This window comes from Nocardia sp. NPDC058633, from assembly GCF_042717045.1.
Taxonomy (GTDB): domain Bacteria; phylum Actinomycetota; class Actinomycetes; order Mycobacteriales; family Mycobacteriaceae; genus Nocardia.
In genome coordinates this window covers 215,079-235,067 of the sequence record NZ_JBHXRA010000007.1, presented here as the reverse complement: position 1 = coordinate 235,067, position 19,989 = coordinate 215,079, and the positions used below count along the sequence as shown (strand labels likewise).

17 protein-coding genes are annotated in these 19,989 nt (G+C 69.2%); 4 read left to right on the top strand and 13 right to left on the bottom strand.

Annotated elements, in window-relative coordinates:
• Positions 1-86 precede the first annotated feature (86 nt).
• Positions 87-578, top strand: coding sequence for a GNAT family N-acetyltransferase (locus ACFWUR_RS11540; protein ID WP_378905609.1), 492 nt, complete (start codon positions 87-89; stop codon positions 576-578).
• 46 nt (positions 579-624) lie between these two features.
• On the opposite strand, the gene ACFWUR_RS11535 is transcribed toward ACFWUR_RS11540, so the two are convergent.
• On the bottom strand, positions 625-1,848 hold the full coding sequence (locus tag ACFWUR_RS11535) for an aspartate aminotransferase family protein (RefSeq protein WP_378905606.1): 1,224 nt from the start codon (positions 1,846-1,848) through the stop codon (positions 625-627).
• A gap of 54 nt (positions 1,849-1,902) precedes the next feature.
• Positions 1,903-2,544 carry a Pr6Pr family membrane protein gene (locus ACFWUR_RS11530; protein ID WP_378905603.1) on the bottom strand — a complete coding sequence of 214 codons (642 nt, stop codon included), beginning with the start codon at positions 2,542-2,544 and terminating at the stop codon, positions 1,903-1,905.
• A 267-nt stretch (positions 2,545-2,811) separates the two neighbouring features.
• On the opposite strand from ACFWUR_RS11530, the gene hrpA reads away from it, so the two are divergent.
• Entirely contained in the window at positions 2,812-6,993 is a 4,182-nt protein-coding gene (gene hrpA / locus ACFWUR_RS11525; protein WP_378905600.1) for an ATP-dependent RNA helicase HrpA, read from the top strand.
• A gap of 95 nt (positions 6,994-7,088) precedes the next feature.
• Here hrpA and nrdR read toward each other — a convergent pair whose 3' ends face one another.
• From nrdR to ACFWUR_RS11510, 3 genes are all read right to left on the bottom strand, one after another.
• On the bottom strand, positions 7,089-7,562 hold the full coding sequence (gene nrdR, locus ACFWUR_RS11520; protein WP_378905597.1) for a transcriptional regulator NrdR: 474 nt from the start codon (positions 7,560-7,562) through the stop codon (positions 7,089-7,091).
• Positions 7,563-7,619: 57 nt separating this feature from the next.
• Positions 7,620-8,813 (bottom strand): hypothetical protein, encoded by a 1,194-nt coding sequence (locus tag ACFWUR_RS11515; protein WP_378905594.1) that lies wholly within the window; start codon positions 8,811-8,813, stop codon positions 7,620-7,622.
• Between the two features lie 194 nt (positions 8,814-9,007).
• Positions 9,008-9,709: a hypothetical protein gene (locus ACFWUR_RS11510; protein ID WP_378905591.1), complete on the bottom strand. Its 702-nt coding sequence runs from the start codon at positions 9,707-9,709 to the stop codon at positions 9,008-9,010.
• Between the two features lie 307 nt (positions 9,710-10,016).
• On the opposite strand from ACFWUR_RS11510, the gene lexA reads away from it, so the two are divergent.
• A complete protein-coding gene (lexA, locus tag ACFWUR_RS11505; RefSeq protein ID WP_378905811.1) occupies positions 10,017-10,655 on the top strand; it encodes a transcriptional repressor LexA in 639 nt (212 codons plus the stop codon).
• Here the strand turns inward: lexA and ACFWUR_RS11500 are convergent.
• The 7 genes from ACFWUR_RS11500 to ACFWUR_RS11470 form a co-directional block, all read right to left on the bottom strand.
• Entirely contained in the window at positions 10,652-11,401 is a 750-nt protein-coding gene (locus ACFWUR_RS11500) for a pirin family protein (protein WP_378905588.1), read from the bottom strand. The two genes, lexA and ACFWUR_RS11500, sit on opposite strands and share 4 nt — an antisense overlap.
• A gap of 122 nt (positions 11,402-11,523) precedes the next feature.
• Positions 11,524-12,399 (bottom strand): lysophospholipid acyltransferase family protein, encoded by an 876-nt coding sequence (locus tag ACFWUR_RS11495; RefSeq protein WP_378905585.1) that lies wholly within the window; start codon positions 12,397-12,399, stop codon positions 11,524-11,526.
• Positions 12,400-12,526: 127 nt separating this feature from the next.
• Entirely contained in the window at positions 12,527-13,960 is a 1,434-nt protein-coding gene (gene hflX, locus ACFWUR_RS11490; RefSeq protein ID WP_378905809.1) for a GTPase HflX, read from the bottom strand.
• Between the two features lie 163 nt (positions 13,961-14,123).
• Positions 14,124-15,014 (bottom strand): diaminopimelate epimerase, encoded by an 891-nt coding sequence (dapF, locus tag ACFWUR_RS11485; RefSeq protein ID WP_378905807.1) that lies wholly within the window; start codon positions 15,012-15,014, stop codon positions 14,124-14,126.
• Positions 15,015-15,058: 44 nt separating this feature from the next.
• Positions 15,059-15,895, bottom strand: a complete 837-nt coding sequence (locus tag ACFWUR_RS11480; protein ID WP_378905582.1) for a TrmH family RNA methyltransferase — start codon at positions 15,893-15,895, stop codon at positions 15,059-15,061.
• Complete coding sequence (gene miaA, locus ACFWUR_RS11475; RefSeq protein WP_378905579.1) at positions 15,892-16,830, bottom strand: tRNA (adenosine(37)-N6)-dimethylallyltransferase MiaA; 939 nt, start codon at positions 16,828-16,830, stop codon at positions 15,892-15,894. The genes ACFWUR_RS11480 and miaA overlap by 4 nt, the downstream gene beginning before the upstream one ends.
• Positions 16,827-17,600 (bottom strand): hypothetical protein, encoded by a 774-nt coding sequence (locus tag ACFWUR_RS11470; protein ID WP_378905576.1) that lies wholly within the window; start codon positions 17,598-17,600, stop codon positions 16,827-16,829. The genes miaA and ACFWUR_RS11470 overlap by 4 nt, the downstream gene beginning before the upstream one ends.
• 263 nt (positions 17,601-17,863) lie before the next feature.
• Between ACFWUR_RS11470 and ACFWUR_RS11465 the strand changes: the two genes are divergently transcribed.
• Positions 17,864-19,243 (top strand): DUF349 domain-containing protein, encoded by a 1,380-nt coding sequence (locus ACFWUR_RS11465; RefSeq protein WP_378905573.1) that lies wholly within the window; start codon positions 17,864-17,866, stop codon positions 19,241-19,243.
• A 56-nt stretch (positions 19,244-19,299) separates the two neighbouring features.
• On the opposite strand, the gene ACFWUR_RS11460 is transcribed toward ACFWUR_RS11465, so the two are convergent.
• The gene (locus ACFWUR_RS11460; protein ID WP_378905570.1) at positions 19,300-19,899 is read right to left on the bottom strand and encodes a hypothetical protein; all 600 of its coding nucleotides are present in this window, start codon (positions 19,897-19,899) and stop codon (positions 19,300-19,302) included.
• Positions 19,900-19,989 lie beyond the last annotated feature (90 nt).

Genomic DNA, 19,989 nt, shown 5'->3' with positions numbered 1-19,989 from the left:
GCGTCGTTCGCTGAGTACGGCACGGTTGCCGCGTCGGTGTCCGCCCCCGGTCGCCGAGCATCGGCATCGACCCGCACACTTGGCTGATGAGCGACAACCGACCCGGAGCGGTCGACCAACTCCGTGTGGTGGCCGATGACCTCTCCGGCGCCGAGGTCCGTGCCCTGCTGGCCGCTCACCACGCGGAGATGGCGGACACCTCCCCCGCCGAGAGCATGCACGCGCTCGATCTGACCGCACTCCGCGATCCGGCGGTCACGGTGTGGAGCGCGTGGTCCGGGGATGACCTCGTCGGGTGCGCAGCGCTGAAAGAACTCGACGCCGGGCACGCCGAGATCAAGTCCATGCGCACCGCCGAGGGGCACACCGGCCGTGGCGTGGCCGCCGCAGTGCTCGCCCACCTGGTCGCGGTAGCCCGGGCACGCGGGTATCGACGGCTGAGTTTGGAGACCGGCGCCGAAGACTACTTCGCGCCGGCCCGTCGGCTCTACCTGCGGTACGGGTTCACCGAATGCGCACCCTTCGCCACGTACACGCCTGATCCGCTGAGCCGGTTCTTCACGTTGGCGCTGGACTGACACACCTGGCAGCACCGCGGGACGCGGCCACCTGGGCGGGTTCGGATCAGCCCAGCGCGCTCGCGAATCCGGCGGCCAGGTCGGCTACCTGGGCGTCGGTCATGACGAACGACGGCGAGATCTGCATGGCGCCCGCACCGGCGGCCCGGCCGGAGATCCCGTGTTCGCGCAGGGTCTTCACCAGGGCAGGGCCTTCGGACGGGTCGGCGAGCTGCACCGCCGCCACGGCGCCGAGGCCGCTGCGGACTTCGGCGACGCGGGGGTGATCGGCCAACGGCGCCAACGCCGTGTGCAGGGTCGACTCGAGACGGGCAGCTTCCTCGAGCAGACCTTCGCGTTCGACGATGGCGAGATTGGCCAGGGCCGCGGCGGCCGCACCGGCGTGGCCGCCGTAGGTGTAACCGTGACGGAACCAGGTGCCGCCTGCGTAGAAGGGCTCGGCCAGGTGGGGGGCGATGAAGACCGCGCCCATCGGGAGATAGCCGGAGGTGAGGCCTTTGGCGGTGGTCATCAAATCGGGCTGCAGGTCGAATCGGGTGGAGGCGAACCAGGAGCCGCCGATGCGGCCGAAACCGGTGACGACCTCGTCGGCGACGAACAGGATGTCGTGGTCGCGGCAGATCTGACGGACCTCGGCCAGGTAGCCCTCGGGCGGCAGGTACACCCCACCGGCGCCGATGATCGGTTCGCAGAAGAACGCGGCGATCTGCTCGGCGCCGACCTCTTCGATCAGGGCGAGCAACGACTTCGCGTCGTCCCATTCGACGGTGCGGGTGTCGTCCACCAGCACGCCGTAACCCTCCTTGTTCGGCGTGAGACCGCCGAGCGAAGTGCTCGCGTAGTGCATGCCGTGGTAGGCCAGGCGGCGCCCGACCAGGATCTTCTTGTCCGCGCGGCCCTGTTCGTGCCAGTAGCGCCGGGCCAGCTTGGCCGCGGTCTCCACCGAGTCGGAGCCACCGGAGGTGAAGAAGATCTTGCTGCCGGGAACAGGTGCGATCGACGAGAGCTTCTCGGCGAGTTCCTGGGTGGGGGCTTCGGTCAGGTCGCCGAAGTTGGAGTAGTGCGCGATGGTGCGCAACTGGTCGGCGACCGCGTCGGCGATCTCGCCGCGACCGTGCCCGACGTTGGCGAACCACAGCCCGGCGGTGGCGTCGAGGTACCGCTTGCCCTCGGTGTCGAAGACGTAGGCGCCCTCGCCGCGAGCGACAACGAACGCACCGTCACGATTGACGGCACCCATATCGGCGAATCCATGCCAGAGTGCATTCATGGGTCCACATTTACCGCACCCGTCCGGGTCGCGCGCACCGGGCCCGTCGCTGGGTCAGCCCTCGGCGCGGTGTTCGCGCCACCGAGCGCGCAGATCGCCCAGCGACGCCATGGCAATCGCGAGCACGACGAACACCACCAGCAACACCACCAGCCCGATCGTCAGTGACACATATCCCTGGGTGCGCGGGTCGATGAACGGGTAGGGGTACCAGTCGACGATCGGGCCGCGAATCAAGCTGTAGACCCCGTAGACGACCGGGAAGATCAGCCACAGACCGACCAGTTCGGGGGTGGGTCGCAGGCGCGCGGCCATCGCGACGAACAACCAGTCCAGCAGCAGGACCAGCGGCAGGATGCGGTGCAACACGTCGTTGATCCACTTGTCGGTGAGCATCACGTCGACATCGGCCAGCAGCACCGCGTACACGACCATCGTGATGAGCATGTACAGGGTGACCGCGCCGCGAAAGGTCTGCCAGCGCGGGCCCTGCGGAGCGAGAAGGCCGCCGACGAGCAACACGATCACGGCCAGGACGTTGGATTCGATGGTGAAGTAGCTCAGATAGTTCGTGAGCGAGAAAGCGGCCGAGTCGATGTTTCGCAGTGGAATCCATGCCAGGGCAATGACCCCGAGCAGCCCGAAACCGATCCGGTAGGTCCTGATCCACCACGCCGTTCGCACCGATGCACTCATGCCACATCCTCTCCGCGGACCGAGGCCCTCGGCGAGCTCACGAAAACCGCCTGTCGCGCGCATCGATCGCTCATGCCGGGATCTTCGCACGCCGCACCGGCGCTGACCGGGAGTTCGGGCTCGCACGCCCGTCGCGTCGCGCCGTGCGGCAGGGGACGCGCGGACCGCGATCGACACGCGTCGCGGTGTGTCGTTGGTCTCGGCGAACGCGTGCGCCGACCATGCGGGACAAAACCGGTGGCGGGCTTCGCTACGCTGGGAGGCGCAATGACCAGGACAGCTAGCACCGGAACCCGCGCGCTGCGCACCCGCCTGGCGGAGGTCTCGCTGCGCGACGAACATCGGCTCCGGCGCAAGCTCGACCGTGCGCGCCCCGACGATCTGCCCGCCGTCGAGGCCGAGATCGCCACCGCCGAGACCCGCGTGGCCAACCGCCGCGCGGCGCTTCCGCAGATCACCTACCCGGAACAACTTCCCGTTTCCGCGCGTCGCGACGACATCGCCGCCGCCGTCGCCGCCCATCAGGTCGTGATCGTGGCCGGTGAGACGGGTTCGGGCAAGACCACCCAGATCCCCAAGATCTGCCTCGAACTCGGGCGCGGCATCCGCGGCACCATCGGTCACACCCAACCGCGCAGGCTCGCCGCGCGCACCGTGGCCGAACGCATCGCCGAGGAACTGGGCACCGAACTGGGTGACGTGGTCGGCTACACCGTCCGCTTCACCGATCAGGCCTCCGACCGCACCCTGGTCAAACTCATGACCGACGGCATCCTGCTCGCCGAGATCCAGCGCGACCGGATGTTGCGCCGCTACGACACGATCATCATCGACGAAGCCCACGAACGCAGCCTCAACATCGACTTCCTGCTGGGGTATCTGAAGCAACTGCTGCCGCGGCGGCCCGATCTCAAGGTGATCATCACCTCGGCGACCATCGACCCCGAACTGTTCGCACGCCATTTCGCCGATGCGCAGGGCACGCCCGCGCCGATCGTCGAAGTGTCGGGTCGGTCGTATCCCGTGGAATTGCGGTACCGCCCGCTGTCGCTGGAACTGTCCGGTGCCGACGACGACGAGGACACTCGCGTGGTCGACCGCGACCCCACCGACGCCATCGCCGACGGGGTCGTCGAACTGTTCGCCGAGGGCGACGGCGACGTGTTGGTGTTCCTGTCGGGCGAACGCGAGATCCGTGACACCGCCGACGCCCTGCGCGAGCTGAAACTGCCCCGCACCGAGATCGTGCCGCTGTACGCGCGGCTGTCGGCGGCCGAGCAGCACAAGGTGTTCGCTCCCCATACCGGGCGCCGGGTGGTGCTGGCCACCAACGTCGCCGAGACCTCGTTGACGGTGCCGGGCATCCGTTACGTCATCGACCCCGGCACGGCGCGCATTTCGCGGTATTCGATGCGTACGAAAGTGCAACGGCTGCCGATCGAAGAGGTCTCGCAGGCATCGGCGCGGCAGCGATCGGGGCGCTGTGGTCGTGTCGCCGACGGTATCTGTATCCGGCTGTACTCCGAGGACGATTTCGAGGCGCGGCCCGCGTTCACCGAACCGGAGATCCTGCGCACCAACCTCGCCGCGGTCATCCTGCAGATGACCTCGCTCGGCCTGGGCGATATCGAGAGCTTCCCGTTCGTGGAGGCCCCCGATCGTCGCGCCATCCGCGACGGCATCGCCCTGCTCGAAGAGCTGGGCGCGTTGGCGCACGGAAGCTCGAAATCCGTTGACGGCGAAGCTGATTCGAGTGGACATCTCACCCTCACGCCGATCGGGCGCGAGATGGCGCAGCTGCCGGTGGATCCGCGGATGGCCCGCATGCTCGTCGAGGCGCAGCGCAACGGTTGCCTCGACGAGGTACTGATCATCGTCGCGGCGCTGTCGATTCAGGATGTGCGCGAACGTCCCGTCGAGCATCAGCAGGCCGCCGATACCCAGCATGCGCGCTTCGTCGTCGAGGGTTCGGACTTCCTGGCCTACCTACGACTGTGGGATTACCTCACCGAGCAGCGCAAGTCGCTGTCGTCGAATCAGTTCCGCCGGATGTGCCGCGACGAGTTCCTGCACTATCTGCGGATCAGGGAATGGCAGGACCTGCACGGCCAGTTGCGCACGATCGCGCGCGCAATGGGCTGGAACGACGCGGGCGCGCACCGAGGACAGACGAACTCCGAGACCACGACGCGCAGCGAGTCGGTGGACGGTCGACGTGCCGTCGGTGGCGGCTCGGCCGACGGCGCCGGCGGCAATCGTGGTCGCCGCGGACGCGGACGCGGTAATCCTGCACGCGCGGTGACCGAGTCGACAAGCGGAGCACAGCGCGGCGAGAAGGCAGCTGCCGCGAAAACTGCCGGGAGCTCGGCGAACACCACCGACGATGACGCCATGCCGTGGCCGAGTACCCAGATCCACCAGTCACTGCTGGCGGGCATGCTGTCGCATATCGGTGTGCGCGAGGCGGAGTCGCGGGAGTTCCTCGGGGCGCGCAATGCGAAGTTCATGATCTTCCCCGGGTCGTCGCTGGCCAAGAAGGCGCCGCGCTGGGTGATGGCGGCCGAACTGGTGGAGACCTCGCGACTGTGGGGCCGCATCGCGGCGAAGGTGGAGCCGGAGTGGGCCGAGCGGCTCGCCGGTGACCTGGTGAAACGGACCTACTCCGAACCGCATTGGTCGTCCAAGCGAGGTTCGGCGCGCGCCTACGAGCGAGCGACGCTGTACGGCGTGCCGTTGGTGACCGGTCGGCCGGTGGACTTCGGGCGCATCGACCCGGAGCTGTCGCGCGAGCTGTTCATCCGCCATGCCCTGGTGCAGGGTGAATGGCAGACGCGGCACGGGTTCTTCGCCCGCAATCGGGCCCTGATCGACGATGTCGCCGATCTCGAACATCGGGCGCGGCGGCGCGACATCCTCGTCGACGACGAAGTGCTGTTCGAGTTCTACGACAAGCGCATCCCCGCCGACATCGTGTCGGTGCGCCATTTCGACAGCTGGTGGCGCAAGACCGAGCGCGAAGATCCCGCGCTGCTGGACTTCTCGACCGACACCGTGGTCAATGCGGGTATCGCCACGCTCGACCCGACCGACTTCCCCGACGCCTGGCGCCAGGGTGAGCTCAGCTTCCCGCTGACCTACCAGTTCGAGCCCGGGCAGGACGACGACGGCGTCACCGCGCGGATCCCGGTGGAGCAGCTCGCGCACGTGCGGGCGGTCGGCTTCGACTGGCTGGTCCCCGGCATGCGCGAAGAACTGGCCGCCGCGTTCATCAAAACCCTGCCCAAAACGTTGCGGCGGGCGGTCGTTCCCGCGCCCGACTTCGCGGCGGCGGCCTTGCGGGGGCTGACTCCGCGCGCCGAACCGCTGCGCACCGGGCTCTCACGGGAACTGTCCCGGTTGGGTTCGGTCACCATCACCACCGACGACCTCTCCCCCGCCGCACTGCCTGATCACCTGCGGATGACCTTCGCGGCAGTCGATCAGAACGGCAAGGTACTGGCCAAGAACAAGAGCCTCCAACAGCTCAAATCACAACTGGCCGAACAAGTTTCGGCTTCTGTTGCTCGTGCGACCGCCGGTGCGGAGCGGGCGCCGGCGACGGTGTGGACCACGGAGTCGCTCGGTTCGGTCGCGCCGACCGTGAGCCGCGAAGTCGCAGGCCAGACGGTGACCGGGTATCCCGCCCTCGTCCCCGAGGGCGAAGGCGTGGCGGTCCGCGTACTGAGCTCGCCCGGCGAGCAGGCGGCCGCGATGCGGGCGGGTGTGCGCACCCTACTGCTCGCCGCGATCCCCACCTCGACGCGCGCGGTCACCGCCGGACTGCCCGCTCGCGATCGACTGGCGCTGAGCCAGAACCCCGACGGATCGCTGGACAAGCTGGTCGAGGACTGCCGGATCGCCGCCGCCGACGAACTCATCGCCAAAGCCGGCGGCCCGGTTCGCACGCCCGCGGAGTTCGACACGCTGGTAGCGGCAGTCCGCCCACAACTGTCCACGGCGGTCCTCGCCCTGATCCGCACCGTCGTGCCGGTCTTGGCTGCGGCCCAGCAGGCGCGAGCGGCCCTGGCCGACACCCTAGAAACCGATATCGCGGACGATGTGCGCCAACAACTCGACGACCTGCTCTTTCCCGGTTTCGTCGCCGAATGGGGGCGGGTGCGGCTGCGGGAACTCCCGCGCTACCTCCTCGCCGCGGCACAGCGCCTGGAATCGCTACCGGGCTCGGCGGTGCGCGACCGGCAGGCGATGGGCGAGGTGGACCGGATGCTCGTCGCCTACGACCAGCTCGTTCGCGGGCTGTCGCCCGGTCGCAAGAATGCCCGCGAGGTCATCGAGATCTGGTGGATGATCGAGGAACTGCGGGTCAGCCTCTTCGCCCAGAAGTTGGGCACGCCGTACCCGGTGTCGGCCAAGCGCATCGAGAAGGCGATCAGCGCGATCCGTCGCTGACGCCCGAGGCAGTGTTGCCGCCGACTACGACGACCCCAGTGTTCGCGCAGAGGCTGCGAGGGGTAGCGCGGTCGCGACAGCGAGACGACCGGGGATCAGTCGGTCGCGGCGACCGCGGCAGCCTCGCGGGCCGCGCGCATCTCGGTGATCTCGCGTTCGAAATCGGCTGCGCTGGTGAAAGATCGGTACACCGAGGCGAAGCGCAGGTACGCCACTTCGTCGAGGTCACGCAGCGGGCCGAGGATGGCGAGACCGACCTCGTGGCTGGGCACCTCGGGAGAACCCTTGGCGCGCACCGCGTCTTCGACCTGCTGGGCGAGCAGGTTCAGGGCGTCGTCATCGACTTCGCGCCCCTGGCAGGCCCGGCGCACACCGACGATCACCTTCTCGCGACTGAACGGCTCGGTCACGCCACTGCGCTTGACCACCGACAGGATCGCCGTCTCGACGGTGGTGAATCGGCGCCCACAACTCGGGCAGGAACGACGGCGGCGGATCGCGGTGCCCTCTTCGACTTCCCGCGAGTCGACGACGCGCGAGTCGGGGTGTCGGCAATACGGGCAATGCATCCGAGGGTTCCTTCGTCGATGCGCATTTCTATTCCATGGCTCTTGACAGGATACCGGTCAGGATGGCACAACCTGCCACTGCGTGGTCAGATCCGCGATGATCTCGGGTAGCCGGACGAGCATCCGACCCCGGTCGAGCTTGACGGCGAAGGGCTCGCGATACACCGTCAGCGCGCGGGCCGCGTCGGTCGCGAGGTCGAGATGGCGCGGCAGCAGGTCGGCGGCGATGTAATCCCAGCGGGTGTCACGGTCGGCCCAGTTGAACGCGGGCAGCGACGTCCGCAGCCCCAGCGGCCGCCCCGCGGCGATCGGCGACCACACCGTGACCGGGGCGTACACGCCGGGAGCGCGGGTGCCGGGGACGGCGGGCTTGCCTGCGACGGTGGTGACGTAGGTGAGCACTCGACCCATCCCGTCGCGGCCGCTCGCGGTCACGTCCCACTGGTCGGCGATGATCTGGTTCTGTTCCCGATCGGCCATGGCGGCCAGCGCGTCGGCGCGGCCGGCTTCGGTGCCGCCGTCGATCCCGCTCCAGGCCAGCCGCATGCTGTCGTCGAGCAGGCCGGCCGTGTACATCTCGTCGATGCCCGCCATCCCCTCGGCGAGGTAGGCCTCGTGCATCGGGACCAGGTCGATGAAGATGTGTTTCTGCATGATCATCAGGCGGGTCTGATACCAGGCGAGGTCGGCGGCACTGAGCCGCGGACCGAGGACGGCCAGTCCGGTGATGTCGGCCGGGACCCCGGTGAGCAGTTCCGGCGGGGTGGCGCGAAGCAGCGCGGCGACAGCGTTGCCGAGTTCGTGGATCCCACCCACCGAGACGACCCCGGCGATGTCGCCGACGTCGAAGAAGCCCGCGGCGAAGGACGCGCCCGCGATGCCTGCCATGCCGGCCCAATAGAGATCGGAGCGGGCGGTGGCGAGGCGAAAGTAGTTCACGTACACCTGGCTGAAGGTGGCGGAGTTGGCCGCGACCCCGCGCTCGGGCGCCCAGCCGTCGAGATCGATCGCGGCGTTGTCGGTCGCTGTGACGAGCCAGTACTGGTGCAGCAGCGTCGCATACCGCGTCGGGTCGATGCCGTCGGCTCGCGCCTGGGTCAGTGCGTCGCGCAGGGGCGGCTGCGCGGACGGAAGATCCGGGTGCAACCCGCCTCCGTATTCGCCGTCTCCGTTGAGAGCGGGCAGATCGAGGTACCCGGTGTAGCCGGGAACCGCGTGCGCAGCGGGCGAGGCCAACACAGCGAGCACCACGCTGAGCAGTAGAGCGATCGAGCAGCGGCGCACCGAGACCTCACATCCGGGTTCGACCGAGGCTCCCGCCCCGATTCAGGATGTTCGACACCGTAGCAACGTGTTCTAGTTGTAGGGTGGGATTCGGCGATACCGGCGATCTCACACCCTTGCCGCGACCTCCCCGAAAAGGCTTCCGCGCAGCCGTTTTCGACTCATCGACCCGGCTCGAACTGCGCGCCGGACCCCGACTCCGCCTGCTCGGAGATTCCAGGGATCGTCGAGTTGACGTTGTCGACGAAACTACCGGCCCGTATGTGCGCCAGCCCGAGGAAAGCCACCACCATCAGCGCGGTCACCAGCGCCGTGACAGCCAGTGCGGCGAACCCCGCTTTGGCCTGCTCGACCCGATGTAATGGATGCGCGCCCCGCGCACCGCCCGCGCGTACGGGACCGCGGGCGTAGAGCGCGAGCTCGGTGCGCGGCGTGCGGTGCCGGGGGCCGCGATCCACCGACGGGCGAGCAACCGCGCGGGTCCGGCGTGCCGGTTCGCTGCGCGGCACGGTGGCGAAGGCGAGATCGAGTTCGGCGTCGGTGAGCGCGATACGCCGAGCGGGCCGGACGATATCGGCGGGTTCGGCGGCGGGTAGGCCGCTCGCGGGCACGCTCAACACCCCGGATCGCACGATACTGCGGGCGACAGTGCCCGGCGCGGGCCGACGGGTCGGACCAGGACCGGCGACCACCGCGGTCGGGCAACCTTCGGCCACCCGACGCTCGACACCGGCCGGCCGAGGCGCCGCCGGTCGCACCAGGGCGAAAGGTCGTGGGGTGCGGGCGATCCGGCGTCGGCGGAGCATCGGCTCCGGGACGGCGGTGGGGCCTGAGGAACGCAGGGCGCTGGATGCTGTGCTCATCGGAAGAACCTCCGGGGTGGTGTGCTCCGCTGCTACGAGAAAGTACTGGTGAGGCGGCAATGCCTCCCGCCGTTCGAACACCTGTGCGACGAACTGATGTTCGATTTCTACCAGATCCCCGCGCCCGTGTCAGCACGAAACGCCCGACATGCTCGAACAGATGTTTGATAGTTCGGCGTGGCCCGACTAGCCTCGAGACAGCGAATTCGACAACTCAGAAGGGCGGGACACGGTGACCCACACAGACGACACGGGTGACGAAAGCGGCACCGGCACCGTCACATCGGGATCCGGGACGGATCTCACCGTGCGTCAACGCACGGTCCTCGATGTCATCCGTTCCTCGGTGACCGAACGGGGCTATCCGCCCAGCATCCGCGAGATCGGGGACGCGGTCGGCCTCACCTCCACCTCCTCGGTGGCCCATCAGCTCCGCGCCCTCGAACGCAAGGGCTATCTGCGCCGCGACCCGAATCGACCACGCGCGGTGAATGTTCGCGGGCTCGACGAGGCGGTCCGTTCGGTCACCACCCTGCCCCAGCAGGCCGACGAAGTCGACCCGAGCCGCCCGACACCGACGTTCGTTCCGGTGCTCGGCCGGATCGCCGCCGGTGGCCCGATCCTGGCCGAGCAGGCCGTGGAGGACGTGTTCCCGTTGCCGCGCGAACTCGTCGGCGAGGGTTCCCTGTTCCTGCTCAAGGTGGTCGGCCAGTCGATGGTCGACGCGGCGATCTGCGACGGCGACTTCGTTGTGGTGCGTCAGCAGAATGTCGCCGAGGGTGGCGACATCGTCGCCGCGATGATCGACGGCGAGGCCACCGTGAAGACCTTCAAGCGCAGCGGTAAGGACGTGTGGTTGATGCCGCACAATCCCCATTTCGAGCCCATCCCCGGCAACGATGCGCAAATTCTGGGCAAGGTCGTCACCGTCATCCGCAAGGTCTAGTCGCGCGCGGTCGCGGTCATCTCCCAGATCAGCAACTCGGCGGCGGACACCGCGGTGACGCGGTGGCCGCCCGTCGCGGTCAGGCGCACGGCGTCACCCTGATGTAGGGCGCCGTGGCCCTCGTAGTCGACGGTGCCCCGAGCGAGGAAGACGTGACCATACGGCGCGTCGGGGACCGTGATCGCCTGACCGGGGTCCAATCGCGCGACATGGAAGGCGGCGTGGCGGTTTCCGATGCCGATCGCCGCCTCGCCGCGATGACGCGGCATACCGGAGGCCACGGGAACCAGCGCGTTGCGGGCGAGCTCACCCTCGATGTCGAGCTCCTGATAGCTCGCAGCGACGCCGGTCGTCTCGGGCGGAATCCACATCTGCACGACATGGAGGCGCTGCGTCTCCCGGTAGCCCGCCCCGTTGCGCTCCGAATGCAGGATGCCCGCACCCGCGCTCATCCGCTGCGCGAGGCCGGGACGGATGATGCCGCGATGTCCGGCCGAATCCTGGTGCACCACGGTGCCTTCCAGGACCCAGGTGAGGATCTCGGTGTCGCGGTGCTGATGGGTGTCGAATCCCTCGCCGGGGTCGACGATGTCCTCGTTGTGCACGAGCAGCAGCCCGTGCGCGTAGTCCTCGAGCACGAAGTTTCCGGTGACCGGGAAGGACTGCCGCGAGTCGAGCCATTCGTTGCGCCACCGCCTGCGGTCACCACCGCGAACGACCTGGACCTGTTCCGCCACGATCATCATCACCCTCTCCATATCCGGACCTCAGTCCGTATACGGAGGTAACGAGATCGACGCCGCGGGCATTCCACACCCAGGGCGCAGGCATACCCGCGGCGCCGAAACAGCCGATCAGGCTGTCGCGGTCACCAGGGCAGCGCGTTGCGCAGCCGACCGACCAGGGTGCGGCCGGTATCGCGGTCACGCTCGTTGAACAGGAACTGCAGTTCCTCCTCGAGCCCCTTGCGCACCACATCGCGCAGATCGGCCGCCGCTCCGTCGAGGTCGTCGGCTTCCATCCAGGCGGTGGGGTCGATGGGAGTACCCGCGGAGAAGTAGAACCGCTCCGGGCGCGGCAGCACCGTGGGGCCGATGCCCTTGACCAGCGGCGGGTTCAGCTCGGGATTGATGCCGAGCAGGCGACAGGTCCAGCGCAGCGGCGACATCACCGGGTGTTGACCGTCGAAGACGATGTCGTAGGCGTCGTCGACGCCGATCATCGCCAGCGGCACGATCGGCACCCCCGCCTGAATCGCCATCCGCGCGAAACCGGTGCGGCCCTCCCACTTGAGCACGTACTTCTCCCCCTTGCGGCGGATCGCCTCGCGGCCGCCACCGGGGAACACCACCACCGCCTCCCCACGCTCGAGCAGCGCCAGGCAGTTCGAGCGGGTACCGCGCACGGTGCCGTAGTAATGCAGGAAGTCCCGCACACCGGGCACCATCAGCACATGTTCGGCCAGGCCACGCACCAACCTGCCGCGCACGCGCAGGATCTCCGGCATGATCAACGGGGCGTCGATCGCGCCGAGCAGATTGTGGTTGGCCACGATCAGCACCGGCCCTTCGGCCGGGATGTTCTCCAGACCGTAGAACTTCGGGCTGGTCCACCACCGCACCGGAGCGAACAGCGCCTCGAAGACGCGCATATCCCATTCCCCCGGCGTCGGATTCAGTGGCGCGCCGTCCGACAGGACGCCGGACCGAACAGGATCGCCCTCCGCGACCCTGTTCCTCGTCACATTCTTCGTACCATCATGGTCATTCGACATAACACCCTCCTGCTGTCGATATTCGACCATAGCGTCCGAAAATGCCGGTGTCGCATCGGCAATCAGTCGCAACCGGCGGGCAAATCAGCGAAAAAGATCAGCTGAGTGCCGGCTCGGCAGGACCGGCGTGCGCGTACTCGGACAGGGCGGCGGCCAGGGCGTGGGGCACCCGCGCGCGAACCCGGGTACCGCCCTCCTCGTGGTCGGCGGTGACGATCCGGCCGTCGGCGTGGATGCGGGCGAGCAGGTCGCCGCGACTGTAGGGCAGCAGCACGCTGATGTCGACGTCGAGCCCGCCGAGCACCTCGGACAGCCGCTCGCGCAGCTCCTCCACGCCCGCACCGGTCTGCGCGGAGACGAAGGCAGCCTGCGGCAACATACCGCGCAGCCGAGTGAGCTCGTTCGGGTCGGCGGCGTCGATCTTGTTCACCACCAGCAGTTCCGGCGGTGCGGGTGTGCCCTGCTCCCTGATCACATCGGTGATCACCTCGCGCACCGCCTTGATCTGCTCGAGCGGCAGCGGGTCGGCGCCGTCGACGACATGCAGCAACAGATCGGCGCCGGTCACCTCTTCCAAGGTGGAGCGGAAGGCCTCGACCAACTGGGTCGGCAGGTGCCGCACGAAGCCGACGGTGTCGGTGAACACCATCTCGCGACCGTCGTCGAGCGCGGCCCGGCGGGTGGTCGGGTCGAGGGTGGCGAACAGCGCGTCCTGCACGAGCAGACCCGCGCCGGTGAGCGAGTTCATCAGGCTGGACTTGCCCGCGTTGGTGTAGCCGACGATCGCGATCGAGGGCACACCGCTCTCGCTGCGGCGCGCGCGCATGGTGTCACGGGCGGTCTTCATCTCGCGGATCTCGCGGCGCAGTTTGGCCATCCGCTCCCGGATGCGGCGACGATCGGTTTCGATCTTGGTCTCACCGGGACCACGCGTGCCGACACCGCCGCCGGCGCCACCCGCACGGCCACCGGCCTGACGCGACATCGACTCACCCCAGCCGCGCAGGCGCGGCAGCATGTATTCCATCTGCGCCAGCGCGACCTGGGCCTTGCCCTCGCGAGAGGTGGCGTGCTGGGCGAAGATGTCGAGGATCAGCGCGGTGCGGTCGATGACCTTCACCTTCACGACCTTCTCCAGTGCGGTGAGCTGCGCGGGAGTGAGTTCACCGTCGCAGATCACCGTGTCGGCACCGGTGTCGAGCACGATGGTGCGCAGCTCTTCGGCCTTACCGGACCCGATGTAGGTGGCCGGGTCGGGCTTGTCGCGGCGTTGGATCAGCGCTTCGAGGACCTCCGAGCCCGCTGTCTCGGCGAGCGCGGCCAGCTCGACCATGCTCGCGTCGGCCTGGGTGGAACTGCCGCTGGTCCAGACACCGACCAGCACCACGCGCTCGAGGCGCAGCTGGCGATATTCGACCTCGGTGATGTCGGTGAGCTCGGTCGACAACCCGGCGACGCGGCGCAGCGAGCTGCGCTCGTCGAGCTGCATCTCGCCCCTGGTCGGTTCGGCCGCCCAACCGGGCTGTTTCATGCGGGCCGCGTGGCGGGCCAGCGCATCATCGACGTCACCGCGCTCGGCGGCTACGTCGGGATCGGCCGCGGTGTTCTGCTCGGCCGATGTGGATTCTGTGGGTTCTACTGGTTTCGTCATACGTTCTCCATGCTGCCACGTCCGGGTGACAGCGTGCACACGGTTATCGGTGCTCCTGCGTGTCCCACCAGTCCCGCGACAGCGTGCCGGCGGCCAGGAGCACCGAGGGCCCACGCAACCAGGCACGTCCCTCGGCGAAGGTCACCCGCACCTGGCCACCCGGCACACGCACGGTCACTTCGCCGGATTCGGTGCCGATCGCCACGCCGGAAGCGGTCAGCGCGGCGGCCGCCGCGGCAACGGTTCCGGTGCCGCAGGAACGGGTTTCGCCGACGCCGCGTTCGTACACGCGCATGTCGACGGCGTTGTCCGCATCGAGCGCGGTGAGGATTTCGACATTCACCCCGTGGGGGAACAGGTCGGGATCGAAGCCGGGCGAGACACTCAGGTCGAGTTTGGCGAGCGCGTCAACGGTCAGGCTCTCGTCCACGCAGGCCAGGTGCGGATTCCCGACATCGATGCCGATGCCGGCCAGCGCCCAACCGGCCAGCGTGGCGGTGGAGGGACCGAGCTCGCGGACCACGCCCATGTCGACGGTGACGTCGCCGTCGGTGGGGCCCGCTGCGTGCACGGTCACCGGGCGGGCGCCCGCACGACTGCCGACGACGTATTCGGTGCGCGATTCCAGTCCGTTGGCGTTGAGGTAGTGCGCGAAGACCCTCGTGCCGTTGCCGCACATCTCGGCGATCGAACCGTCGGCGTTGCGGTAGTCCATGAACCAGTCGTCGTCACCGACGCCCTCGGGCAGCGCCTCCAGGACACCGCCGGAAACCAGCGCACCCGCCTTGGCCACGCGCAGCACGCCGTCGGCGCCCAGGCCCCGCTGACGGTCACACAGGGCGGCGACCCGGTCGGCGCTCAGGTCGAGGCGCACCTCGAGGTCGGGCAGCACCACGAAGTCGTTCTGGGTGCCGTGGCCCTTGCTGAATTCGATGTCGGACACGGTCTCCATTCTGCTCTGTGCCGCGACGGCGGGCGTTACCGGGCGAAGGTGCGCCGCTGCCTGGCGATCTCGTAGAGGCTGATCGCCCCCGCCGACGGTGCGCCGAGTGAGCTGGCGGTGCCACCCATCGGGATGGTGACCAGGTCGTCGCAGGCGTCGGCCCACGCCGAGCTCATGCCGGTGGTCTCGTTGCCGACGACCAGGATGGTGGCTTCGGTGAAGTCGTGGTCGTAGATGGTGCCCGGCGCGTGTTCGTCGGTGCCGACGATGCGGGTGGGGATCCCGCGCGCGTGCTGGCGGTCGCGGAACTCGAGCACCTGGCCGGGCCCGGCCGCGCGCAGTACCGGCATCGCGAACAGGGAGCCGGTCGACGCGCGCACGGCCTGCGGGTCGAACTGGTCGGCGCCGTGACCGGTGACGATCACCCCGGAGGCGCCGAACGCGTCGGCCGAGCGGATCAGGGTGCCGAGGTTGCCGGGCGAGTTCGGGCGGTCGAACACGACGACCACCGGCGCGTCCTCGCCCGGTTCGCCCGGCGCGTAGTCGGCCAGGTCGGGGTGCTGCGACACGGCGACCGCCACGATCTCGGGCGCGCTCGCCGCCTTCTCGCCCAGTTCGGCCATGAGCTCGGGGACCAGGCCCACTTGCGGCACGTCGGCGGTGTCGAGGATCTCGCGCGCCCAACTCGACAGTTCGGGACCGCCGAGCCGGTACAGCAACGTCTCCAGGGGCCAGCCGTTGTCCAGTGCCTGGGTGATCGGGCGCACGCCTTGCACGAGGAACCGGCCGTCACGATGACGTTTGGTCCGGTTGTTGAGGTAGGCCTGCCACACCTGCACCGAGGCGTTGCGGGTACTCACTCGTCGCGTCACTGCGCTGTCCGTCCTGTCGGGTCGATGTTCGCTGCGGAGAGCACGGCCAGCGCGGTCGCGGCGAGCTCGGGATCGGCGCCGTCGAGCCAGGAGACCCGGGGATCGCGGCGGAACCACGACCGCTGCCTGCGCACGTACCGGCGGGTGCCGATCAGGGTGCGCTCACGGGCGTGGTCGAGGTCGTATTCGTTGTCGAGACAGGCCAGCACCTGGGCGTAGCCGATGGCGCGGCGCGCGGTCCGGCCCTCGCGCAGGCCCGCGTCGATCAGCGCGCGGACCTCCTCGACCAGACCGGATTCGAACATCAGCTCGGTGCGGGTCTCGATGCGGGCGTCGAGGGCGGCGGTCTCGCGGTCGACGCCGAGAATCCGGGTGTCCCAGCGAGGAGTGCCGATGGTCGGGGCCGAGGCGGCGAACGGGCGCCCGGTCAGTTCGACGACCTCGAGTGCGCGCACCATGCGCCGACCGTCGGTGGGCAGGATGGTGGCCGCGGCGGCCGGGTCGGCCTCGTGCAGCGCCGCGTGCAGCGCCCCCACCCCGCCCTCTTCCAGCAGTGCTTCCCAGCGAGCACGGACTTCGGGGTCGGTGGCCGGGAAATCCCACTCGTCGAGCAGGGCCTGCACGTACATCATCGACCCGCCCACGATGACCGGCGTCCTGCCTCGCGCCATGATGCCCTCGACCGCCGCGCAGGCCGCGCTCTGGTAAGCGGCGACCGTGGCGGTCTCGGTGACGTCGAGGACGTCGAGGAGGTGGTGCGGGATGCCGCGCCGCTGGTCGAGCGGCAGTTTCGCGGTGCCGACGTCCATCCCGCGGTAGAGCTGCATGGCGTCGATGTTGACGATCTCGCCGTCGAGTTCGGTGGCGAGATCGAGGGCGAGGTCGGATTTCCCGGTGGCGGTGGGGCCGACGACCGCGATCGGTCTGGTCCTCACTCGTCGCCGCCTTCCTGTCCACCCGGTCGCCAGACGCTCACGTCGTAGCCGACGCCGTACGGTGCGCCCTGGTACAGGGTACGTACCCGCGGATCGGCCGAATCTGCGGCGAACAGTCCGCCGAGTACCTGGTAGGCGGCCCGTCCGTCGACGAGCAGCGCGGCGCACAGCCGCGGATCGAGCGCGGCCAGCCGCGTCCGCGAACCCGCGCGCAAGGCGGCGTCGAGCTCGTGCTGGACCACATGGGCCCGCTCGTCGAGATAGCCGGGCGCCCCGACGGTCAGGGTCGCGGCACCGTCGCCGACGACGAGCACCGCGCACGGGTCCGGCTCGCTGTCGAGCTCGACGCGCAGGGCCGCACCCGCCGCGGCGCACTCGGCCGGCGACGAGTCGGCGGCGAACAGCCGGGACCGCACCGAAATCCGCGGACCGACCTGCTCCCGCAACCATCCGGCGATCAGTACCGGGAGGGGAAGCTGGGCGTCTGCTGGGACGAGGTCCGCACCCACCGGGCCGAGCCCGACGACGACATCGGCACCGAACCCGCGAAACGTCCCACGGGTCGCCGGACCGTAGATCCGGTCATGGCTGTCGACCCCGACGACGATCCACCGGTCGGCGGTCGCGGCGAGGGCGGTCGCGGCGTCCAGCGCGGCCGCACGCAGTACCAGGGTCGGATCGTCGGGATCGCTGCCGGACACCGGGACTCGCCCGCACAGTTCGGGCACCAGCATCGGTGGCGACGGGACCAGGGCCGCTATCGAGAACACGCGGTAACCGTAGCCGCAGCGCCGCGATGGGCCCGCATCCGGCGCGGCGCACACGCCAGGCGGTCTGCGAGTGTCCGGCGTCGTGATGCTCGGCGAGATTGCTAGTGTTTTCAGGTGCGACTACCCACGTCGTCCGGGACGAAGTCCCAGGAAATCCGCCATCCGATCCTCCGGATCGATGGTTTCCGCGGCTCGAACCGGGTTCAATGGGATGTGCTAGGGCGTAACCAGGCAGCCGTGACGCGCGGCAGGGACGGAGAGCAATGACCGACAGCAACGGAACCGCGAAGCCCACCCCAGGTCCGGCCCCGCGACCGTCCGGTACCCCCAAGCCCGGCGGGGACGCTCCACGTCCGCCGAAACCGCATGCCGCGAAACCGGCGCCGGGCCCCGATCAACCGCATCCGCACGCCGTGATCGTGCCCAGCGCCACCGACCCGAGCAAGTGGGGTCGCGTGGACGACGACGGCACCGCCTGGGTGCGGACCTCCGAGGGCGAACGGATCGTCGGCTCCTGGCAGGCGGGCGACGTCACCGAGGGTCTGGCGCACTTCGGCCGCCGCTTCGACGATCTGGCGACCGAGGTCGCGCTGCTCGAAGCCAGGCTCGCCGCGGGCGCGGATGCCCGCAAGACCAAGGCCGCCGCGCTGGCACTGGCCGACACCTTGCCGACCGCGGCCGTCATCGGCGACATCGACGGCCTCGCGGCTCGGCTGCAGGCCATCACCGAGCACTCCGAGGAAGCCGCCGCGCACGCCAAGGAGGAGAAGGACCGCGCCCGCCACGAGCACACCGAGCGCAAGGAAGCCCTCGCCGCCGAGGCCGAGCAGATCGCCGCCGACTCCACCCAGTGGAAGGCCGCGGGCGACCGGCTGCGCGAGATCCTCGACGAGTGGAAGTCGATTCGCGGGGTCGACCGCAAGGTCGACGACGCCCTGTGGAAGCGCTACTCCAAGGCCCGTGAGGCCTTCAATCGCCGTCGCGGCGCCCACTTCGCCGACCTCGACCGCGAACGCGCCACCGCCAAGACGCGCAAGGAAGAACTGTGCGTGCGCGCCGAGCAGCTGGCCGACTCCACCGACTGGACCGGTACCGCCGCGGTGTTCCGCGATCTGCTCACCGAGTGGAAGGCCGCGGGCCGGGCACCGCGCGAGGCCGACGAGTCGCTGTGGCGCCGTTTCAAGAGCGCCCAGGACGTGTTCTTCGCCGCGCGCAACGCCGCGGCTTCTGAACGCGACGCCGAGTTCGACCACAACGCCGCCGCCAAGCTGGAACTGCTGGCCGCCTACGAGCACATCGATCCGGCCAACGGCGTGGATGCCGCCCGCAACGCGCTGCGTGAACTTCAGGACAAGTGGGACGCCATCGGCAAGGTCCCCCGCGAGCGCATCCAGGAGCTGGAAGCCAGGCTGCGCGCCATCGAGAAGCGGGTCCGCGACGCGGCCGATCAGCAGTGGCGCCGCTCCGACCCGGAGGCTGTCGCGCGGGCCGCGCAGTTCCGGGAGCGGGTCGCCCAGTTCGAGGAGCAGGCCGCCAAGGCCACCGCGGCGGGCAAGAAGCGCGACGCGGAGAAGGCGCTCGAGCAGGCCAAGCAGTGGCGTGAATGGGCCGAGGCCGCAGAGGGCGCCGTCAGCAATTTGTGAGGCGAGACGAGAAAACCCCCGACCGAAGCGGTCGGGGGTTTTCTCGTCTCGCACGACTATTCGCCGGTCAGTCGCTTGCGATCGCGGTCCTCGGCTTCACGGGCCGCATTGCGACGCTGTTCTTCGGCGGCGAGTTGCACGGCGGTGCGGCTCCAGACGACGCGAACCCAGTGGAAGGTGAGCACCATGATGGCGACGGTGCCCAAGATCAGGCCGATGCCGGGGCCCGCACCCTCGTAGTTGCCCAGGCCCGGAGTCTGGCGGTGCCAGATCGAGAGCACACCGAACACCGAGCCGACAGCCGAGCCCGCGCACGCGACCCAGGCCAGTACCCAGCGCCGGGTGGTCAACGCCAGCAGCGAGAAGCCCACACCGAAGACGATGACCAGCCACACGAAGATCCGTGACGGCAAGCCGATGTGCTCGATACCCGCGGCGTCGGTGTTCAGCAGCACGTCGAAGCCACGGGAGCTACCCGCGGTCGGCAGCACCAGCGAGATCAGCAGCGCGAAGACCGCACCCGCCACCACCAGCGCCCGCGCGCCGGGGTCGATCTCACCGGCGATGCGGCGCTCGACCGCGTCGAGTTCACCGCGGAATTGTTCGAAATCCTGGTCGTTGCGCGCCGGGTTCACCGCGTGTCCGCTCCTGTCCACAGGCTGATCGTTGGCAGGTCCCACTCTGCCATCACCGGATGCGCCGTCCGCATCCGACCCACTACGACCGGTAGTAGATTCGTCGTCGCT

Bases quoted from the DNA above. Each gene is read 5' to 3' on its own strand.
- ACFWUR_RS11540 (WP_378905609.1), top strand. From the start codon at position 87: ATGAGCGACAACCGACCCGGAGCGGTCGACCAACTCCGTGTGGTGGCC.
- ACFWUR_RS11535 (WP_378905606.1), bottom strand. From the start codon at position 1,848: ATGAATGCACTCTGGCATGGATTCGCCGATATGGGTGCCGTCAATCGT.
- ACFWUR_RS11530 (WP_378905603.1), bottom strand. From the start codon at position 2,544: ATGAGTGCATCGGTGCGAACGGCGTGGTGGATCAGGACCTACCGGATC.
- hrpA (WP_378905600.1), top strand. From the start codon at position 2,812: ATGACCAGGACAGCTAGCACCGGAACCCGCGCGCTGCGCACCCGCCTG.
- nrdR (WP_378905597.1), bottom strand. From the start codon at position 7,562: ATGCATTGCCCGTATTGCCGACACCCCGACTCGCGCGTCGTCGACTCG.
- ACFWUR_RS11510 (WP_378905591.1), bottom strand. From the start codon at position 9,709: ATGAGCACAGCATCCAGCGCCCTGCGTTCCTCAGGCCCCACCGCCGTC.
- ACFWUR_RS11500 (WP_378905588.1), bottom strand. From the start codon at position 11,401: ATGATGATCGTGGCGGAACAGGTCCAGGTCGTTCGCGGTGGTGACCGC.
- hflX (WP_378905809.1), bottom strand. From the start codon at position 13,960: ATGAAACAGCCCGGTTGGGCGGCCGAACCGACCAGGGGCGAGATGCAG.
- ACFWUR_RS11465 (WP_378905573.1), top strand. From the start codon at position 17,864: ATGACCGACAGCAACGGAACCGCGAAGCCCACCCCAGGTCCGGCCCCG.